The sequence below is a fragment of the Pseudomonas sp. 43A genome (assembly GCF_013363935.1).
Classification (GTDB): Bacteria; Pseudomonadota; Gammaproteobacteria; order Pseudomonadales; family Pseudomonadaceae; genus Aquipseudomonas; species Aquipseudomonas crudilactis.
In genome coordinates this window covers 162513-179763 of record NZ_CP054880.1, presented here as the reverse complement: position 1 = coordinate 179763, position 17251 = coordinate 162513, and the positions used below count along the sequence as shown (strand labels likewise).

At 58.6% G+C, this 17251-nt stretch carries 20 protein-coding genes; 10 read left to right on the top strand and 10 right to left on the bottom strand.

Going from position 1 to position 17251, the window contains the following annotated elements:
- Positions 1 to 32 precede the first annotated feature (32 nt).
- From HUW52_RS00815 to cfaB, 4 genes are all read left to right on the top strand, one after another.
- A complete protein-coding gene (locus tag HUW52_RS00815; protein WP_016984035.1) occupies positions 33 to 284 on the top strand; it encodes a membrane protein in 252 nt (83 codons plus the stop codon).
- A gap of 65 nt (positions 285 to 349) precedes the next feature.
- A complete protein-coding gene (locus tag HUW52_RS00810; protein WP_175552727.1) occupies positions 350 to 1195 on the top strand; it encodes a DUF692 domain-containing protein in 846 nt (281 codons plus the stop codon).
- On the top strand, positions 1186 to 1974 hold the full coding sequence (locus HUW52_RS00805) for a DNA-binding domain-containing protein (protein ID WP_175552726.1): 789 nt from the start codon (positions 1186 to 1188) through the stop codon (positions 1972 to 1974). The genes HUW52_RS00810 and HUW52_RS00805 overlap by 10 nt, the downstream gene beginning before the upstream one ends.
- 84 nt (positions 1975 to 2058) lie before the next feature.
- Complete coding sequence (cfaB, locus tag HUW52_RS00800; protein WP_175552725.1) at positions 2059 to 3246, top strand: C17 cyclopropane fatty acid synthase CfaB; 1188 nt, start codon at positions 2059 to 2061, stop codon at positions 3244 to 3246.
- A gap of 32 nt (positions 3247 to 3278) precedes the next feature.
- Here the strand turns inward: cfaB and cls are convergent, their stop codons facing one another.
- Positions 3279 to 4718: a cardiolipin synthase gene (cls, locus tag HUW52_RS00795; protein WP_034152150.1), complete on the bottom strand. Its 1440-nt coding sequence runs from the start codon at positions 4716 to 4718 to the stop codon at positions 3279 to 3281.
- A 131-nt stretch (positions 4719 to 4849) separates the two neighbouring features.
- Between cls and HUW52_RS00790 the strand changes: the two genes are divergently transcribed.
- Positions 4850 to 5368: a DUF3617 domain-containing protein gene (locus tag HUW52_RS00790; protein WP_007912033.1), complete on the top strand. Its 519-nt coding sequence runs from the start codon at positions 4850 to 4852 to the stop codon at positions 5366 to 5368.
- A 97-nt stretch (positions 5369 to 5465) separates the two neighbouring features.
- On the opposite strand, the gene HUW52_RS00785 is transcribed toward HUW52_RS00790, so the two are convergent.
- Genes HUW52_RS00785 through folE2 form a run of 6 tightly spaced genes read right to left on the bottom strand, consistent with a single transcriptional unit; the run spans position 5466 to position 10673 of the window.
- Positions 5466 to 6797, bottom strand: coding sequence for a dihydroorotase (locus tag HUW52_RS00785; protein ID WP_175552724.1), 1332 nt, complete (start codon positions 6795 to 6797; stop codon positions 5466 to 5468).
- Positions 6798 to 6801: 4 nt separating this feature from the next.
- A complete protein-coding gene (locus HUW52_RS00780) occupies positions 6802 to 7362 on the bottom strand; it encodes a carbonate dehydratase (RefSeq protein WP_016984029.1) in 561 nt (186 codons plus the stop codon).
- Positions 7359 to 8234 (bottom strand): metal ABC transporter substrate-binding protein, encoded by an 876-nt coding sequence (locus HUW52_RS00775; RefSeq protein WP_175552723.1) that lies wholly within the window; start codon positions 8232 to 8234, stop codon positions 7359 to 7361. The genes HUW52_RS00780 and HUW52_RS00775 overlap by 4 nt, the downstream gene beginning before the upstream one ends.
- Before the next feature lie 11 nt (positions 8235 to 8245).
- Complete coding sequence (locus HUW52_RS00770) at positions 8246 to 9112, bottom strand: metal ABC transporter permease (protein ID WP_016984027.1); 867 nt, start codon at positions 9110 to 9112, stop codon at positions 8246 to 8248.
- Positions 9112 to 9780 carry a metal ABC transporter ATP-binding protein gene (locus tag HUW52_RS00765; RefSeq protein WP_016984026.1) on the bottom strand — a complete coding sequence of 223 codons (669 nt, stop codon included), beginning with the start codon at positions 9778 to 9780 and terminating at the stop codon, positions 9112 to 9114. Before HUW52_RS00765 ends, HUW52_RS00770 begins: the two co-directional genes overlap by 1 nt.
- A complete protein-coding gene (gene folE2 / locus HUW52_RS00760) occupies positions 9777 to 10673 on the bottom strand; it encodes a GTP cyclohydrolase FolE2 (RefSeq protein ID WP_175552722.1) in 897 nt (298 codons plus the stop codon). The genes HUW52_RS00765 and folE2 overlap by 4 nt, the downstream gene beginning before the upstream one ends.
- An 84-nt stretch (positions 10674 to 10757) precedes the next feature.
- Between folE2 and HUW52_RS00755 the strand changes: the two genes are divergently transcribed.
- Positions 10758 to 11957 (top strand): N-acetylmuramoyl-L-alanine amidase, encoded by a 1200-nt coding sequence (locus HUW52_RS00755; protein WP_175552721.1) that lies wholly within the window; start codon positions 10758 to 10760, stop codon positions 11955 to 11957.
- Here the strand turns inward: HUW52_RS00755 and HUW52_RS00750 are convergent.
- On the bottom strand, positions 11954 to 12331 hold the full coding sequence (locus HUW52_RS00750; RefSeq protein WP_175552720.1) for a glutamine synthetase: 378 nt from the start codon (positions 12329 to 12331) through the stop codon (positions 11954 to 11956). The two genes, HUW52_RS00755 and HUW52_RS00750, sit on opposite strands and share 4 nt — an antisense overlap.
- A gap of 222 nt (positions 12332 to 12553) precedes the next feature.
- Here HUW52_RS00750 and zigA point away from each other — a divergent pair, with 222 nt between their 5' ends.
- Together zigA and HUW52_RS00740 are read left to right on the top strand one after the other, a co-directional pair.
- Positions 12554 to 13759: a zinc metallochaperone GTPase ZigA gene (gene zigA / locus HUW52_RS00745; protein WP_175552719.1), complete on the top strand. Its 1206-nt coding sequence runs from the start codon at positions 12554 to 12556 to the stop codon at positions 13757 to 13759.
- Positions 13759 to 14403, top strand: coding sequence for a DUF1826 domain-containing protein (locus HUW52_RS00740; RefSeq protein ID WP_016984021.1), 645 nt, complete (start codon positions 13759 to 13761; stop codon positions 14401 to 14403). The genes zigA and HUW52_RS00740 overlap by 1 nt, the downstream gene beginning before the upstream one ends.
- A gap of 4 nt (positions 14404 to 14407) precedes the next feature.
- Here HUW52_RS00740 and HUW52_RS00735 read toward each other — a convergent pair whose 3' ends face one another.
- On the bottom strand, positions 14408 to 14764 hold the full coding sequence (locus HUW52_RS00735) for a hypothetical protein (protein ID WP_016984020.1): 357 nt from the start codon (positions 14762 to 14764) through the stop codon (positions 14408 to 14410).
- Positions 14765 to 14793: 29 nt separating this feature from the next.
- Here HUW52_RS00735 and HUW52_RS00730 point away from each other — a divergent pair, with 29 nt between their 5' ends.
- Positions 14794 to 15759 carry a GTP-binding protein gene (locus tag HUW52_RS00730; protein WP_175552718.1) on the top strand — a complete coding sequence of 322 codons (966 nt, stop codon included), beginning with the start codon at positions 14794 to 14796 and terminating at the stop codon, positions 15757 to 15759.
- 6 nt (positions 15760 to 15765) lie between these two features.
- On the opposite strand, the gene HUW52_RS00725 is transcribed toward HUW52_RS00730, so the two are convergent.
- Positions 15766 to 16179: a DUF3301 domain-containing protein gene (locus HUW52_RS00725; protein ID WP_026000521.1), complete on the bottom strand. Its 414-nt coding sequence runs from the start codon at positions 16177 to 16179 to the stop codon at positions 15766 to 15768.
- Between the two features lie 117 nt (positions 16180 to 16296).
- On the opposite strand from HUW52_RS00725, the gene pdxY reads away from it, so the two are divergent.
- On the top strand, positions 16297 to 17169 hold the full coding sequence (pdxY, locus tag HUW52_RS00720) for a pyridoxal kinase PdxY (protein WP_175552717.1): 873 nt from the start codon (positions 16297 to 16299) through the stop codon (positions 17167 to 17169).
- Positions 17170 to 17251 lie beyond the last annotated feature (82 nt).

Sequence of the window (17251 nt, the reverse complement as noted above, 5' to 3'; positions counted from 1 at the left end):
GACACCCCTGAAGATGACCGAGGATAAGAAAAATGACGATCAAATCCGCTGCTGCTGGTGCCGCCCTCGCTTTGGCTGCCGCCACGATGTTTGCCGGTGTTGCCACCAACGCGATGGCTGCCGATGCCAACGTTCACTGCTACGGCGTGAACGCCTGCAAAGGCCAGAACGACTGCAAGACCAAAGACCACGCCTGCAAAGGCATGGGCTCCTGCAAAGGCCAGGGCTTCAAAGCCATGACCCAGGCGGCCTGCGATAAAGCCGGTGGCAAGGTCGGCGAATAACTGACCGGCAAGTGTTGCCGCAGTGGTTGGCGCCACTGCGGCCACTTTTTATCAGGAGTCCGCGCATGTCTGCTTCCATTCCTTTCCTGGGCTACGGCCTGGGTTTGCGTAGCGCTTATTACCAGCAGATCCTTGAGCAGTCGCCAGATGTCGACTGGTTCGAAGTGGTCTCGGAAAATTTCATGGTGCCGGGCGGCAAGGCCCTGCATTACCTCGATGCCATCGCCGAGCGTTATCCGTTGGTGATGCACGGTGTATCTCTGTCTATCGGCGGGCCGCATGCCCTCGATCCGGACTATCTCAAACAACTCAAGCAACTGGCCGAACGAATCAAACCGGCATGGATCTCCGATCATCTGTGCTGGAGCCGTGGCAATGCCCATCAGTTACATGATCTGCTGCCGCTGCCTTACACCGAAGAAAGCCTGGATTACATCGCCGCTCGGGTAATGCAGGTTCAGGATATTTTGCAGCGTCCGTTGGTGCTGGAGAACGTCTCCAGTTATGTACGCGGCGCCTCGGATGATTTCACTGAGTGGGAATTTCTCGCTTTGCTTAGCCGCGTGAGTGGCTGTGAATTGCTACTCGATGTCAACAATGTCTACGTCAGCTCACGTAATCACGGCTTCGATCCATGGACGTTCATCAGCAGCCTGCCCGTCGACAAAGTCCGCCAATTGCATCTGGCGGGGCACAATGATTACGGCGATTACGTGATCGACACCCACGACCATCCGGTGAGCGACCCGGTCTGGGCGCTCTATCAACGCACGCTTGAACATTTCGGTCCGGTGGCCACATTGCTGGAGCGTGACGATCATTTTCCACCTTTCGATGAATTGCTCGATGAACTGCAAAAGGCCCGTCAGCTGGGTAACAAGGTTCTGGCCGGGAGGCAGCAATGCGCCTGAAAGAGTGGCAACTGGCATTCGAATCGTTTCTGCTCGAAGAAGACCCCGGCGCAAATCCGACTCTGGGCAGGAGCCTGATCGGTGGTCCGACACTGGATGTCGATACGGGCCTGGCGATCTATCACAACGCTTACAAAGCGCGGTTGCTGGAAGTCTTGCGCAATGACTTTCCCACGGTCCTGTACTGGATGGGCGATGAAGAATTCGACGCCCTCGGCATGGCGTACATCCGTCAGTATCCGTCAGCGCATTACAGCCTGCGCTGGCTGGGCAAAGGCTTTGAAGGTTTTGTTCGCGAGCATCTGGTGCCGGAGCAGAGTGCGCCGCTGGCTGAGCTGATTGCGCTCGAATGGGCATTCACCCTGGCTTTCGATGCACCTTTTGGTGAGCCGCTGACGATTGAAGCCATGGCCGCTCTTGTTCCGGAGGAATGGCCGGAGCTGCGGGTCAGACCGGTGTCGTCCTTGCAGTGGCTGGAATGCCGCTTCAATAGTCTTTCAGTGTGGCGCGCGGTAAAGGAAGAATCAGAGTTCCCCGACAGCATGGCGCTCGACATCCCACAGATCTGCCTGATCTGGCGCAACCAGCTGATCTGCAGTTACCGCAGCCTCGATCCGGCGCAAGCCTTTGCCCTCGATGGCATGCTCAACGAAGGCTGGAGTTTCGCCGAACTGTGCGCCGAGTTAGCAGTCAATTATGGTGAGGGCGCGCCACTTCAAGCCGTTACCTGGCTGAAACAGTGGATTCAGGAAGGTTTGCTGGAGCGTCTGCAACGATAGATCAGGCTAATCAAATCGATAGCCTGCTATTTTTCCGGGATGGTCTACCCTCAGATCAGACGTCTGAAACAAGGGGGATTTTCCATGCTCGCGCAACTTCCACCGGCCTTACAGAATCTGCAGCTTCCGCTTCGCCTGCGACTCTGGGACGGCCATGAGTTCAATCTGGGGCCGACGCCCAGCGTCACCATCGTGGTCAAGGACCCGCAGATGGTTACCCAGTTCACCCACCCAAGCCTTGATGCGCTCGGAGCGGCATTCGTTGAAGGCAAGCTTGAATTGGAGGGCTCGATCAGCGAGGTCATCCGGGTCTGCGACGAATTGAGCAACGCTTTGCTCGGCGAAGATGACGACAGTCAGCCAGTGCGCACCTTGCACGACAAGGAAACCGACGCCAAAGCCATTTCCTACCACTACGACTTGTCCAACGCGTTCTACCAGCTCTGGCTGGACAGCGACATGGCGTATTCCTGCGCGTATTTCGAAACGGGCAGCGAAACCCTTGAGCAGGCGCAACAAGCCAAATTCCGCCACCTATGCCGCAAGCTGCGTTTGCAGCCAGGCGACTACCTGCTGGATGTCGGTTGCGGCTGGGGTGGACTGGCGCGGTATGCCGCGCGGGAATTCGGCGCCAAGGTGTTTGGTATCACGTTGAGCAAGGAACAGCTGGAACTGGCACGCGAACGGGTCAAGGCCGAAGGTCTGGAAGACCAGATCGAACTGCAACTGCTCGACTATCGAGATCTGCCCCAGGACGGGCGTTTCGACAAGGTGGTCAGCGTCGGCATGTTCGAACACGTTGGCCACGCCAATCTGCCCGAGTACTGCAAAACCCTGTTCGGCGCGGTGAAGGAGGGCGGTCTGGTGATGAATCACGGCATCACCGCCAAACACACCGATGGCCGACCGGTGGGACGCGGTGCCGGGGACTTTATCGAGAAGTACGTGTTTCCCAACGGTGAGTTGCCGCACCTGGCGATGATCTCGGCCGAGATCAGCGAAGCCGGTCTGGAGATTGTCGACGTAGAAAGTCTGCGCCTGCACTACGCGCGTACGCTGGATCACTGGAGCGAGCGGCTGGAAGACAACCTTGAAGCTGCCGGCAAACTGGTGCCGGATCAGGCGTTGCGCATCTGGCGTCTGTATCTGGCTGGCTGCGCTTATGCGTTTGCGCGCGGCTGGATCAATCTGCACCAGATCCTCGCGGTGAAGGCGCATCCGGATGGCAGCCATGAACTGCCATGGACCCGTGACGACATCTACAACCCTTGAGCCTTTTCTCTCTTCCTTTGGGGGGGAGGGTTTCAAAGAATCGGCGAAATCAGCCGGGCGATCCGCATGCCGACTTGTTGCAGGCGGTGGATCTCCCGGCTTTCTTCTTTGGCGATTTCGTAGGCTTGCTCGAAATCCGCGATGAGCATGTTTTCCACACTGGCGGCAAAGTCACTGTCGACGGTCAGCAGCATCACTTCGAAATTCAGCCGGAACGAACGGTTGTCCAGATTGGCACTGCCAATGGCGCTGATTTCGCTGTCGATCAACACCACTTTCTGATGCAGGAAACCGGGTTCGTAGCGGAACACCCGCACACCGGCGCGCACTGCTTCGAATGCATAGAGGCTGGAAGCGGCGTAAACGATGCGGTGATCGGGACGCGACGGCAGTAGCAGACGCACATCGACGCCGCGCAACACCGCCAATCTCAATGCTGCAAATACCGCTTCATCGGGGATGAAATACGGGCTGGTGATCCACACCCGTTCGGTCGCCGCGTGGATCGCTTCGACGAAGAACAGCGAGCAGGTTTCATAGGCATCCGCCGGGCCGCTGGCGAGCAATTGGCAGAGCACGCCGTCATCCGGGTATTCGTCGGGCAGGATCAGCGGCGGCAGGGTACGCGCAGCCCAGAACCAGTCTTCGGCAAACGACTCCTGCATGCATGCGACCACCGGGCCACGTACTTTCACATGGGTATCGCGCCAAGGTGCCAGCGGTGGTTTTTCGCCCATGTATTCATCGCCAACGTTATGCCCGCCGACAAAGCCGACCACGCCGTCGACCACGACGATCTTGCGGTGGTTACGGAAGTTGACCTGAAAGCGATTGAGCCAGCCGCTGCGTGTGGCGAAGGCTTTCACCTCGACGCCAGCATCGCGCAGTGTCTGCACATAGCTGTGGGGCAGGGCGTGGCTGCCGATACGGTCGTAAAGCAGATGAATCGCCACACCTTCGGCGGCTTTCTTCAGCAGCAGGTCGCGCAGACGCTGGCCGAGTCGATCATCGTGAATGATGAAAAACTGGATCAGCACCGCTTCTTTCGCCTGATCGATGGCCTGGAAAATCGCCTCGAAGGTGGCCGTGCCGTTTACCAGCAATTGCACTTCGTTGTTCGCCAGACAAGGCATACGTCCCAGTTTGGGCATCGCGCGTAACGAGGCGTAGGCATTCGAGGCGCGCGCGGTCAGTGCCTCTTCCACCCACGGGCGCCAGTTCAGTTCGGAGATCGCCTGACGCATCTGTTCGTTGGCCTGACGCCGCGCCTTGATGTAACCATCAAAAGTGCTGCGGCCAAACACCAGGTACGGAATAAGCGTGAGGTAGGGAATGAAGATCAGCGACAATGCCCAAGCGATCGAGCCTTGAGCCGTGCGTACGGTGAGCACCGCGTGAATCGCGGCGATCAAGCCGAGGGTGTGTATCAGGGCGATCAGATAACCGAAAATGTGCGGTCCAAAATAATCCATGGGGCAGCCTTGCTCCGGAAGATTCAATGCTTAACAGACCATGTTCTGTCGCGAATGTCGCTATTTAATTGGTGCATGAACCGAAGCAATCGGCCGACGTCTAACGGCCACTACTGATCAGGAGTTTTTCGATGAACGTTCGTCTGCTGGGTTTGGCGCTGGGCCTGGGTTTGGCATTGCCGGTGGTTGCGCAGGCGCAGATGCTGCAGCCGGGGCTGTGGGAAATGACATCGAGCAACGTCAAGGTCGATGATCAGCCAATGGATGTGCAATCGATCCTCGGCCAGCTGCAAGGCCAGATGACCCCGCAGCAGCGCGCGGCGCTGGAGAAGAACGGGATCAATATTGGCGGAAAAGGCATTCGTGCCTGCCTGACACCTGAACAGGTGGCGACCAACGATATTCCGTTGGCCGACCCGCAATCGGGCTGCAAACAGCAGATCACCGAGCGCACCGGCAACCAGTGGAAATTCCGTTTCAGTTGCCCGAAAGCGCAGGGCACCGGGGTGGCAACGTTCCTCAGTGATCGTGAGTTCACCACCGTGGCCAACGGCACGTTCAATGCGATCGGGATCAACCAGAAGGGCAGCCTGGAGACGCGCGCGGTTTGGCTCGGCCAGGATTGCGGCGCTGTGAAACCAAGAGCCTGAAAGCTTCGCGAGCAGGCTCGCTCCCACATTGAAATGCGTTCCAATTGTGGGAGCGACGGTGCGACGATTCGACTTGCTCGCGAAATCGTCCTCAAGCTCAGCGCATAAACCTCAGCGCCAACCCGCGACATCCTTCATTCACCCGACCACCTCTCCAAGCAATCTGCCCCGACACCATCGTCGCGTTCACCCGATGCCGAAAGCTGCGCCCGGCAAACGGCGTCCATCCGCACTGCGACAGAATCGGTTGCCGATCGACCTCCAGCGTCTGCGCCTCAACCAGCACCAGATCCGCCCAATACCCCTCACGCAAATAACCACGATCCGGAATCGCAAACAGATCCGCGACGCGATGGCTGGTCTTCGCCACCAAGGTTGTGATCGGCAAAACCCCATCTGCCACCAGCTCCATCAGCGCCGGCAACGCATGCTGCACCAGTGGCAACCCCGAAGGCGCCTGAGCATAAGGCTGCTGCTTTTCTTCCCAGGTATGCGGCGCGTGATCGCTACCAATAACGTCGAGCCGATTGCTGTTCAACGCTTCACGCAAAGTATCGCGGTCGCTCTGAGTCTTGATCGCCGGGTTGCATTTGATCAGGTTGCCGAGCTTTGAATAGTCGCGATCATCGAACAACAAATGATGCAGACACGCCTCAGCGGTGATGCGTTTCTGCGCCAGCGGTTTGTCTTCGAACAACGCCAGTTCACGCGCCGTGGTCAGGTGCAAAACATGCAGGCGCGTACCGTGATTTTTAGCCAGTTCCACCGCGAGCGATGAGGATCGATAACACGCCTCGGCATTACGGATGATTGGGTGAGCGGCGGCCGGAATACGATCGCCGAACAACTCACGCAGATTGGCCGCGTTGGCGTCGATGCTCGGCGTGTGTTCGCAGTGCGCCAACAGGATGGTCGGCACCTCGGCGAACAGTCGCTCAAGGATGCGCGGATCATCGACCAGCATGTTGCCGGTCGAGGCGCCCATGAACACTTTGACGCCGGCCACTTCACACGGATTGAGTGCGGCAACCGTATCTAGATTGTCCCGGCTCACGCCAAAGTGAAAGCCGTAGTTAGCCACCGAGTTGATCGCCGCCCGGCGCTTTTTATCCGCCAGGGCTTCGAGGGTGAGGGTGGCCGGATTTGTGTTGGGCATGTCCATGAAGCTGGTGATGCCACCGGCCACCGCTGCGCGTGACTCGGTGTGGATGCTGCCCTTGGCCGGCGCACCCGGTTCGCGGAAATGCACTTGGTCATCGATCATCCCCGGCAGTAACCATTGGCCGTTGGCGTCGATTTCCACCTTGGCGCTTTCACCTTCGATGCTGCGTGCAATCTTGACGATGCGTCCGTTGCTGACCAACAGATCGCCGTCGAACTCGCGTCCTTCGTTGACCAGCCTGGCGTTACGAATCAGCACGCTGCTCATGGTTTCAGAACTCGTTCTGCAAGGCTTTGTAGCCGCGCACCAGATCGACGTTGGTGCGCGCCACGTCCTCGGAAAACTCCGAAGCGCTGACACTCACAGGAGGGAACAACGACAGATCTGTACTCGGGCCAATGCGAGTAGTGGAGGGTACATAGAAGGCGTCCGGCAGATCCCGGCCGTCGACCACTGAGTTGTGTCGAACTACGCAACCATTGCCGACCACACAGTTGAACAACACGCTGTTGAAGCCGATGAACACGCGGTCGCCAACGACGCAGGGGCCGTGGACGATCGAGCGGTGGGCGATGGAGCTGAACTCGCCGATGGTCACCGCTGCACCGGATTTGGAGTGGATCACCACGCCGTCCTGGATATTCGAATTGGCGCCGATGATGATCGGCTCCATTTCGCCTGAGGCGTCCACTTCGTCGGCGCGGATCACCGCATAGGGGCCGACGAAGACGTTCTCGCCGATCACCACCTTGCCGCAGATGATCGCGGTTTTATCGACGTAGGCCGACTCGGCGATCTGTGGTAAATCACCTGAAGGATTCTTGCGGATCATGGTCGGCTCAGCGCGTTGTAGAGGGTGTTGAGGTTGTATTCGAACAGACCGGTGAAGGTGCTGGCGGGGCCGCTGGCGGCGAGTGCGTCGGAGTAGAGCGTGCCACCAATGTGCGCGCCGCTTTCGTCGGCGATCTGTTTGAGCAGGCGGGCGTCCTTGATGTTTTCCATGAATACCGCTTTGACTTTGGCCTGACGAATCTGCGTGATCAGTGCTGCGACTTCGGCGGCGGAGGGTTCACGTTCAGTGGACAAACCCTGTGGCGCCATGAAGTCGATGCCGTACGCCTGACCGAGATAACCGAAGGCATCATGGCTGGTGACGATCTTGCGATTGCCCGGCGGCAGCGAACCGAGTTTGCTTTTGGCTTCGGCGAGCAGCGCGTAAATCTGCTTCAGATAGGCTTGGCTGTTGCGTTCGTAGTCAGCCTTGTTCGCCGGGTCGGCAGAGATCAGCGCCTTGGTGATGTTGGCGACGTACAACTCGGCGTTCGCCAGATTGTGCCAGGCATGCGGGTCGGGAACGGTTTGGCCATCTTCATCCAGTGAGCGTGGAATCACGCCATGGCTGGCACTGATGACCGTGGCCTTGGTCTCGGTGCTGGTCACCATTCTATCCAGCCACGGTTCGAAACCGAGGCCGTTCTTGATGATCAGTTTCGCGCTGAGCAGCGCTTTGGCATCGTCCGGCGTCGGCTCGTAGGTGTGCGCATCGGCATCCGGGCCGACCATGTTGGTGATCTGGATATGCTCGCCGCCGACCTGATGGACCATGTCGGCGAGAATGCTGAAGCTGGTGACCACGGGCAGTTTTTCCGCGGCCGACAATGACATCGACAACATCAGGCTGAACAGCACGAGTAGAGCGCGCATCGGGAAACACCTCATTGGGATGTGAGCAACGGTGGGCGGCGCAACAGACCGTGTACCGGCCCGAACACCACGGACAACAGATAGCCAAGGCCTGCTACCAGCACGATGGCCGGGCCGCTGGGCAACGAGTAGTAGAACGAGAGCAACAAGCCGAACCACACCGAGAGGCAACCGATGACGGCTGCGATGGCAATCAGTATCGGCAGACGGCGGCTCCAGAATCGTGAGGCGGCGGCGGGGAGCATCATCAGTCCGACCACCATCAGCGCGCCGATGGCCTGGAAACCGATTACCAGATTCAGCACCACGAGGGTCAGAAAGACGCCATGGGCGAGTGGGCCGAGGCGGCTGACGGTTCTCAGGAACAGTGGGTCGAGGGTGTCGAGCAGCAGAGGTTTGTAGATCAGTGCCATCGCGAGAAGGCTGAATCCCGAGACCCACAACATGCCGTTGAGGGTCGGACCGTCGACGGCCAGTGCCGAGCCGAACAGCAGATGAAGGAGATCGAGTCGTTTGCCGGCGATGCCGAGAATCAGCACGCCACTGGCGAGGGAGATCGGGTAGATCGCGGCGAGACTGGCGTCTTCGCGCAGACCGGTGCGGCGAGTGATCCAGGCGGCGAGACCGGCCATGCTCAGACCGGCGCCGAGGCCGCCGAGTGTGAGGGCGGGAAGGCTCAGGCCAGCGAACCAGAATCCCAGTGCGGCGCCGGGGAGGATGCCGTGGGCGACGGCGTCACCGATCAGGCTCATTCGTCGCAGGATCAAAAACACGCCGAGTGGTGCCGTGCTGCACGCCAAGACCAGTCCGCCAAGGAGGGCGCGGCGCATGAACACGAACTCGTTGAACGGTTGCCAGAAGTGGGCGACGGCGAGCATCAGGCCACCTGCGTGTGAGGGGTTTGCTGGATCAGTTCGACGCTGGCGCCGAACACGCATTCACGGTTTTTGATCAGCAAGGTTTGCGGGATGTGTTGGCGTACGGCGGCGAGGTCATGGCAGACCACGACGATTGTTCGGCCTTGGTTATGCCAGGCATGGATGTGCTGCCAGAGCAATTGTTGACCGAGTTCATCGAGGGCGGCATGGGGTTCGTCGAGGAGCAGAACCGGGGCGTCGGTCAGGCTCAAACGAGCGAGCAGGGCGCGCTGTAATTCGCCGCCGGAGAGGGCCATGAGCGGGCGGTGTTCGAGTCCGCTCAGGTGCCAGTTTTCCAGTGCGTCTTTCATGCGTTGTGCGCGCAATCGGGTTGAGAGTCGGCGTCCCCAGAAACCGGCGGCGATCAACTCTTCTAGGCTAATGGGGAATTGGCGGTCGAGGTGCTGTTGTTGGGGCAGGAAAGACAAGCCGCTTTGACGTGGAACACTCAGGCTAACTTTGCCTGCCAAGGGTTTTTGCAGCCCAGCGATGACTTTCAAAAGACTGCTTTTGCCGCAGCCGTTGGCACCGATGATTGCTGTGAGGCTGCCGCTTTCCAGCTCAAGATTCAGGGGCGTGGTCAGCGGTTGACCGGGAGCGCCCCAGCTCAGGGATTGGCAGCGGATCATGCTTGCTCACGCTGCCAGTGGCTTTCGGCGACAGCGTCGTGGGCGTGTAGGCTTTCGGCGTGGATCACGCGCAGGTGGAACTGGTTAACGCCGGGTGTGCGGCGAAGTGCGAGATTCAGCCGGCGTGCGGCGTCTTCGCAGAACATCAGGTTCTGTCCATTGGCGAGGGCGAAGGCTTGTTCATCGGCGCGTTTGACCGCTGTTTGTACGGCGGTGCCGAGGGCCGCTTCGGCGTCATTGATGATCACGCTCAGCGGTAATTCATCGATGAACTCGTCGAGGTGCAGATGAAGTTGTGCGGTGCTGCGTTGACTGTGAGGGGTGGCGATGATGCCTTGGGTCGAGCCGAGCCAGGCTAGAACCTCTGCATGCTGAAGGGCCTTATTGGCGAAGTCGTCGACGAATTTTTGCTGGATCAACTGTCGAGCCAAGGCAGCTGAACAAGGGCAAGTCGACGAGTAAGGCACTTCGATCTTGAGTTCCACGTGGAACATCTTGTTTTTCATGCTGGCTGAAATGGTCGCTGGATAGGATTTCCAACCGGCCAATGGACTGATCAACGCAGGGCGCTTCAGCAGTAAATCGGTGTGGATATTCAGGAAGGCACAGTTGGATAAACCTTCGTGGCTATCAAGAAAACGTTTGAGCACTTGGTACAGCAGAGCAGGGCTAAGGCTCTGTTGTTCTAGCGATTCCAGCGCCAGATAAAGCCGCGACATGTGAATCCCGCGAGCCTCGCCGTCATCCAGACTCACTCCCGCATCTGCCTTCGCGCTCAAGCGTTGGCCTTCCAATAAAACAGGTAACGCGATGCCGTGCATGCCCACCCATTCGAGGGGCAAGGCATGGCGAGCGGATTGCGCAGCGATATCCGGAAGTGTCAGCGAATTCATGTTAGGAACCGTCGTGTTGATTGAAATCAATGTTACATTATAACGATACAAATCACGACGCCTTTTTCATGAACAGGCTTTCATATGCACAGACGCCATCTGCTCAATCTGATTCTGGCCAGCACGGCCTTCGCCCTTCCTTTCAGTGCTTCGGCCACGCAGATTCGCAACGCGCGGCTATGGCGTTCTGATGAGAAACTGCGATTGGTCTTTGATTTGAGTGGGCCGGTGCGCTACAAAACCTTCACCCTCAGCGCTCCGGAGCGGCTGATCATTGATGTGTCCGGTGCGAGCGTTGGCGCAGATTTCAGCCAACTGGCGCTGAACGGTACAGTGATTCGTTCGATTCGCTCCGGGCCTTTTGGCCACGGTGATACGCGGATTGTCCTGGATCTGAGCAGCCCAACGCTGCTGAACAGCTTCCTTTTGGCGCCGCAGAACGGCCAGGGTCATCGCTTGGTTCTCGATTTGGTTCGCGCCAAGTCCGCGACAAATACGCCAATGGTTCCACGTGAAACACCTGCGCTGAAGGCACACCCAAGACGAGACATCATTGTTGTCGTCGACCCAGGTCATGGCGGAAAGGATCCCGGCGCAGTCGGCGCCAAGGGGGAACGAGAAAAGGATGTGGTGCTTTCCATTGCGCAGTTGCTCGCCAAACGCCTGAAAAAAGAGAAAGGCTTCGATGTGAAACTGGTGCGCAATGACGATTTTTTCGTTCCATTGCGCAAGCGCGTGGAGATCGCGCGCCAGCACAAGGCTGACATGTTTATCTCAGTGCACGCCGACGCGGCTCCGCGTCTGACCGCTTCCGGGGCATCGGTCTATTGTCTGTCGGAGGGCGGTGCAACGTCGGCAACGGCACGATTCATGGCGCAGCGGGAGAACGGTGCAGATCTGCTCGGCGCCAGCCTGCTCAATCTGAAAGATAAAGATCCGATGCTGGCCGGGGTGATTCTCGATATGTCGATGAACGCTACGATCGCCGCCAGTCTGCAATTGGGAGGCGCGGTTCTGGGGAGTCTGGCCGGCATCACCACACTCCATCAGAAGCGGGTGGAACAGGCAGGATTCGCAGTCCTGAAATCGCCAGATGTACCTTCGATTCTGGTGGAGACCGGCTTCATTTCCAATGCACGCGACAGTCAGCGACTGGTCACGGCGCGACACCAGCAGGCTGTGGCCAACGGCTTGTTTGACGGTTTAAAGCGTTACTTTGAAAAGAGCCCGCCTGTCGACAGTTATCTTGCCTGGCAGAAAGCCCAACAAAACACGCCGGTTTAGCAGCCAGTAATGCGGCTGCAGGTGAATTTAGCACTGCCGCCGCCCGAGCTGGAGAAGCGATTGATGGTCGTCCAGCCGACACGTCGAGTGTAGCCAACCCAGGCTTCGCCATCAGAGGCGATCCCGGTGAAGAACGTCAATTGGCCGAAACGACTGTTGGTCTGCGCCCAATAACGCCGGCCGTTCTTTTCAAAACCCCGCAGATAAAGGGTGTTGCCGACGGTGTTGACGCTATAAGCGTTGCCGTCGGCGTCCACGCACGCCAGCAGATTGGCGCTCCGCGTACAGCTGGCGAGCGCTGGCAATTGAGCGCAGGCGTTGCCGGCCAGCAATAACCCAAGGCTCAACATTGAGCATTTCAGCGCATTTTTCATGGTGAGTTCCGGGCTCGGGATTGGCACAGCTTCCTGCTCTTTGTCGATCAGGACAAGAGAAGGCTGGTGTCTTCTTATTGTTATACTATAACATTGATTCGAATTAAGCCTGGGCAGGCCAATTTCAAAGCGTTTGTTTTCTACGTGATTCACCGTGGGAGGCGCGAAAACGCCACGCGCAGCAAAAGCGCCAATTGGCTGCCTTCTGAAGAGGATTATCCAATGTCAGCAGAGTTGCCTGTCACCGTACTTTCAGGATTTCTCGGTGCTGGAAAAAGTACACTTTTGAATTACGTACTACGTAACCGAGAGGGTTTGCGCGTAGCTGTTATCGTCAATGATATGAGCGAGATCAATATTGATGGCAGCGAAGTCCAGCGTGATGTCAGCCTGAATCGTGCAGAAGAAAAAATAGTCGAAATGAGTAACGGCTGTATCTGCTGTACGTTACGCGAAGATCTGCTGGAAGAGGTAAGCAAGCTGGCCCGTGAAGATCGCTTCGATTATCTGCTGATCGAATCCACCGGGATTTCCGAGCCATTGCCCGTGGCAGAGACGTTTACCTTCCGCGATGAATACGGCCAAAGCCTCTCCGACATCGCCCGGCTCGACACCATGGTCACTGTAGTCGACGGGGTGAATTTTCTGCCGGACTACCAAGCGGCGGAAAGCCTCGCCTCCCGTGGCGAGATCCTTGGCGAAGAAGACGAACGCTCCATCACCGATCTGTTGATCGAACAAATCGAGTTCGCCGACGTGTTGTTGATCAGCAAGATCGACTTGATCAGCCAGCGCGAGCGTGAGGAGTTGATCGCGATCCTCCAGCGTCTCAATGCCCAAGCGGAAATCATCCCGATGGTGATGGGTGAGGTACCGTTGGAAAAAGTCCTCAATACCGGACGTTTCGATTTCGAAAAAGCCGCGCAGGCCCCCGGTTGGCTGCAGGAGTTACGCGGTGAGCACGTGCCGGAAACCGATGAGTACGGCATTGCCTCCACAGCCTATCGCGCCCGCCGGCCCTTTCACCCGCAACGCTTCTTCAGCTTTATCGACCGTCCTTGGCTGAACGGTAAGTTGCTGCGCTCCAAAGGCTTCTTCTGGCTCGCGAGCAAACCCACTGACGCTGGTAGTTGGTCGCAGGCCGGTGGTTTGATGCGCCATGGTTTTGCTGGGCACTGGTGGCGTTTCGTGCCAAAGGAGCAGTGGCCACAAGAGCAGGAAAGCACCGCCGCCATCATGGAAAACTGGACGCCGAGCGTAGGAGACTGCCGCCAGGAACTGGTGTTCATCGGGCAGAACATCGATTTCCTGCAGCTCTCTGCCGAACTCGATGCCTGCCTGCTTACCGATGATGAAATGGCACTCGGTGTCGAAGGCTGGCGATTGTTGCCGGATCCGTTCGGCCCTTGGCACGAAGAGGCCGCCTGATGCTCGCGCTTGAATTGCTGCAGAACCGCACGCGCCACCAGCATCAAGGCCCGACACCGAAAGCGCTGACGCGAATTCTCGAAGACGACACCAACCTTGCCGTCTGGCAACGCCAACTACCGTTGCACATCAGCGAATTCGCTCACTTGCTGCTGTCGCTCAACGAGCCTTTGGCGGAGTCACTGTGTCTGGAGTTGCCGGATGAGGACGCGGAGCCTGATCTTGCCGGTCTGGCTCTGGGCTTCCGCGATCTGGAGGGCTACGAAGGCTTTATCGCCGACCTGAAATGGTTAGTCAGCGCCTTCGCCTGCTTGCTCGGTGCGCGGCGTATCGGCCTGCGCCTGCGGGTGCTGGATAAAGCCATGTGCCCGCGCTTTCACGTTGATCATGTGCCGGTGCGGCTGATCACGACCTACGCCGGCGTCGGCAGCCAATGGCTCAAGGAAGGCGCGATGGATCGCAGTCAATTGGGGCAGGCCAACGCCGAGCCCCAAGCGCAAATACAGCAACTCAATTGCGGCGACGTCGCCTTACTGAAAGGCGAGAAATCGCGTGGCAATGAAGGCTTCGGCCTGATTCACCGCTCGCCGCAGCCGGCCGCAGGTGAGCGTCGTCTGATAATGACCCTCGACTGGCTCGGTTGACGCCTCAAGGCTTGAGCCAAGAACCCTGGCTCTGGCCTTCGCAGTACGGTTTCAGATACGCGGCATCCGTGGCGACGCCGTAATAGTGGATATCCTGGCGATAAGGCATATTGGCGACTTGCGCGTTGCTGCACACGCCAAACGCGCCGCTCGGGCATTGATCGACGTATTGCACCTCGACTTTTTGTCCGGCAAGGGTTGGCTGGCAGAAGCCGTCGTTGAACAGTTTTTCAGGAATATTGCGGTTCTGCTGACAGACTTTGACGTCAAGCCGCTCGCCCTGACTGTGCACCACGCAGGCCTGAGCCCACGCTTCGCTCGACAGCAGCGTCAACAGCAACGACCATCCCATCCAACGCATCTTTGCATCTCCCAAGAAAGCTTCCCGCCATGTTGCAGAACATTCCTACCCATGTCATTGCTGGCCCTTTGGGCGCTGGCAAGACCAGCCTGATTCGTCAACTGATGGCCCAACGGCCGGAAGGTGAGCGTTGGGCGGTGCTGATCAACGAGTTCGGCCAGATCGGCCTCGATGCCGCACTGCTGACGAGTGACGCCGATGGTATCGCACTGGGCGAGGTAGCCGGGGGCTGCCTGTGTTGCGTCAATGGCGCGCCTTTTCAGATTGGTCTTGGGCGGTTGTTGCGCAAGGCGAGGCCGGATCGGCTATTCATCGAACCCTCCGGGCTGGGGCATCCGGCGCAGTTGATTAAACAGTTGAATGAGGCGCCGTGGCGGGGTGTGCTGGCGGTGCAGCCGTGTGTGCTGGTGCTGGATGCTCAGGCGCTTGAAGCGGGGAAAGCCTTGCCGGCAGCGCAACAGGAAGCCTTGGAAACCGCTGGTCTGCTGTTGTTGAACAAGGCTGAAAACCTTGATGACAGGGCCAGGGAAAAAATCGCTAGCCAGTTGCCGGCAGTGCCGTTGGTTTGGACTCGAGAGGCGCTATTAAGCCTGAGCGAACTGCCGGGCCTGGCCGCAAAAGCGCTCAACGGTGTGGATAACCTGGCCGTACCCAAGGGATTAGGACAAATGCCGTCCGTCTGGACGGATCCGGCGCTGCCGATTTGCCTGAGTCAGGCGCAGGAGGGGGGCTGGAGCATTGGTTGGCGTTGGCATCCGGGGCAGACGTTCGACAAACGGCGCATGGCTGACTGGCTAGCCAGCCTCAATTGGCAGCGGGCGAAACTGGTTATCCACAGCTCGGAGGGCTGGGTATCTGCGAATGCCTTGGATAACGGAGAGTTGATTTGGCAGGCTAGCGAATGGCGGAAAGATTCACGAATCGAGCTGATCTTCGTCGACCCGCACAATATCGCTGAGTTACAGAAGGGTTTGGCGCAATGCCGGATTCAGTGAATCAGCTCAAGGCTTCCACTTTGTATGTTCCTGGCGCCACTGGCTTAACTCGATGACTTCGGCGCGCGGCTTGTGTACTTCAACCACCGGTGGTGTGTCGTCGAACGGTGCCGGGTAGGGCGCCAGCTCGATTTGCGCACTGTGCGCGCCAAACTGGGTGATCGTGCCGTTATGCCGGGTTTCGCCGGTCACAGTGAATTCAAAGTTGTACACCCGCGCCAATCGTCGGCGACCGTTGGCATCCTTGATGAAGCCGATTTTCTTCAGGGCGACGTTGCCGTCAAGCAACTCGACCCGCACGTTCAGGCAATGCTGCTTGACCCGCTCCAGCGCCCGCTCGCGCAAGCCGTGGTTGTGCCATAGCCAGGCGCCGGCAGCGGCGAACAGTATCAGCACGAAGATGTTTTCCAGGGTCAGCATCAACATCGAACTCCAAAAGATAGCGTCAGCTTAACTGCGTCGCCGGTCTGTCGTACAGGCTGCGTTTCGTCGCATACTGCGCGGCTTGAATTTCAATCGTTTTACGGAATGACCCGAATGAAACGTACGCCTCATCTGCTCGCCATTCAGTCCCACGTGGTGTTCGGCCACGCCGGCAACAGCGCCGCGGTTTTTCCGATGCAGCGGGTTGGGGTCAATGTCTGGCCGCTCAACACCGTGCAGTTTTCCAACCACACCCAGTACGGCCAATGGGCTGGCGAAGTGCTGGCGCCGCAGCAGATTCCCGAGCTGGTTGAAGGTATCGCAGCGATTGGCGAGCTGGGCAACTGCGATGCGGTGCTGTCCGGATACCTTGGCAGCGCGGCGCAGGGTCGAGCGATCCTCAGCGGCGTCGAGCGCATCAAATCGGTCAACCCGAAAGCGCTGTATCTGTGTGATCCGGTGATGGGCCATCCGGAGAAGGGTTGCAGCGTGCCGACCGAAGTCAGCGATTTCCTCTTGGAGGAAGCAGCAGCCGTGGCGGACATCATGTGTCCGAACCAGTTGGAGCTGGACAGCTTCTCCGGGCGTAAGCCACAGTCGCTGTTCGATTGCCTGGCAATGGCGCGGGCCTTGCTGGCGCGTGGGCCGAAAGCAGTACTGGTCAAGCATCTGGACTATCCGGGCAAACCGGCCGATGGCTTCGAGATGTTGTTGGTGACGACTGAAGGCAGCTGGCATCTGCGCCGTCCGCTGCTGGCGTTTCCGCGTCAGCCAGTGGGCGTGGGCGATCTGACGTCTGGCCTGTTTCTGGCGCGGGTGTTGTTGGGCGATAGCCTGGTGGCGGCGTTTGAATTCACGGCGGCGGCGGTGCATGAGGTGCTGTTGGAAACTCAAGCCTGCGCCAGCTATGAGCTGCAACTGGTGCGGGCGCAGGATCGCATTGCGCATCCGCGGGTGAAGTTCGAGGCGACGGCGATCAGTCTGTAAGACCGCGTTGCCCCCATTCGCGAGCAAGCTCGCTCCCACACTGGATCTGTGGCGTACACAAAACCAAATTTGGGAGCGAGCT

Excerpts from the sequence above, each read along its gene's own strand:
- HUW52_RS00815 (WP_016984035.1), top strand. The coding sequence starts at position 33 with ATGACGATCAAATCCGCTGCTGCTGGTGCCGCCCTCGCTTTGGCTGCC.
- HUW52_RS00810 (WP_175552727.1), top strand. The coding sequence starts at position 350 with ATGTCTGCTTCCATTCCTTTCCTGGGCTACGGCCTGGGTTTGCGTAGC.
- HUW52_RS00805 (WP_175552726.1), top strand. The coding sequence starts at position 1,186 with ATGCGCCTGAAAGAGTGGCAACTGGCATTCGAATCGTTTCTGCTCGAA.
- cfaB (WP_175552725.1), top strand. The coding sequence starts at position 2,059 with ATGCTCGCGCAACTTCCACCGGCCTTACAGAATCTGCAGCTTCCGCTT.
- cls (WP_034152150.1), bottom strand. The coding sequence starts at position 4,718 with ATGGATTATTTTGGACCGCACATTTTCGGTTATCTGATCGCCCTGATA.
- HUW52_RS00790 (WP_007912033.1), top strand. The coding sequence starts at position 4,850 with ATGAACGTTCGTCTGCTGGGTTTGGCGCTGGGCCTGGGTTTGGCATTG.
- HUW52_RS00785 (WP_175552724.1), bottom strand. The coding sequence starts at position 6,797 with ATGAGCAGCGTGCTGATTCGTAACGCCAGGCTGGTCAACGAAGGACGC.
- HUW52_RS00780 (WP_016984029.1), bottom strand. The coding sequence starts at position 7,362 with ATGATCCGCAAGAATCCTTCAGGTGATTTACCACAGATCGCCGAGTCG.
- HUW52_RS00775 (WP_175552723.1), bottom strand. The coding sequence starts at position 8,234 with ATGCGCGCTCTACTCGTGCTGTTCAGCCTGATGTTGTCGATGTCATTG.
- HUW52_RS00770 (WP_016984027.1), bottom strand. The coding sequence starts at position 9,112 with ATGCTCGCCGTCGCCCACTTCTGGCAACCGTTCAACGAGTTCGTGTTC.
- HUW52_RS00765 (WP_016984026.1), bottom strand. The coding sequence starts at position 9,780 with ATGATCCGCTGCCAATCCCTGAGCTGGGGCGCTCCCGGTCAACCGCTG.
- folE2 (WP_175552722.1), bottom strand. The coding sequence starts at position 10,673 with ATGAATTCGCTGACACTTCCGGATATCGCTGCGCAATCCGCTCGCCAT.
- HUW52_RS00755 (WP_175552721.1), top strand. The coding sequence starts at position 10,758 with ATGCACAGACGCCATCTGCTCAATCTGATTCTGGCCAGCACGGCCTTC.
- HUW52_RS00750 (WP_175552720.1), bottom strand. The coding sequence starts at position 12,331 with ATGAAAAATGCGCTGAAATGCTCAATGTTGAGCCTTGGGTTATTGCTG.
- zigA (WP_175552719.1), top strand. The coding sequence starts at position 12,554 with ATGTCAGCAGAGTTGCCTGTCACCGTACTTTCAGGATTTCTCGGTGCT.
- HUW52_RS00740 (WP_016984021.1), top strand. The coding sequence starts at position 13,759 with ATGCTCGCGCTTGAATTGCTGCAGAACCGCACGCGCCACCAGCATCAA.
- HUW52_RS00735 (WP_016984020.1), bottom strand. The coding sequence starts at position 14,764 with ATGCGTTGGATGGGATGGTCGTTGCTGTTGACGCTGCTGTCGAGCGAA.
- HUW52_RS00730 (WP_175552718.1), top strand. The coding sequence starts at position 14,794 with ATGTTGCAGAACATTCCTACCCATGTCATTGCTGGCCCTTTGGGCGCT.
- HUW52_RS00725 (WP_026000521.1), bottom strand. The coding sequence starts at position 16,179 with ATGCTGACCCTGGAAAACATCTTCGTGCTGATACTGTTCGCCGCTGCC.
- pdxY (WP_175552717.1), top strand. The coding sequence starts at position 16,297 with ATGAAACGTACGCCTCATCTGCTCGCCATTCAGTCCCACGTGGTGTTC.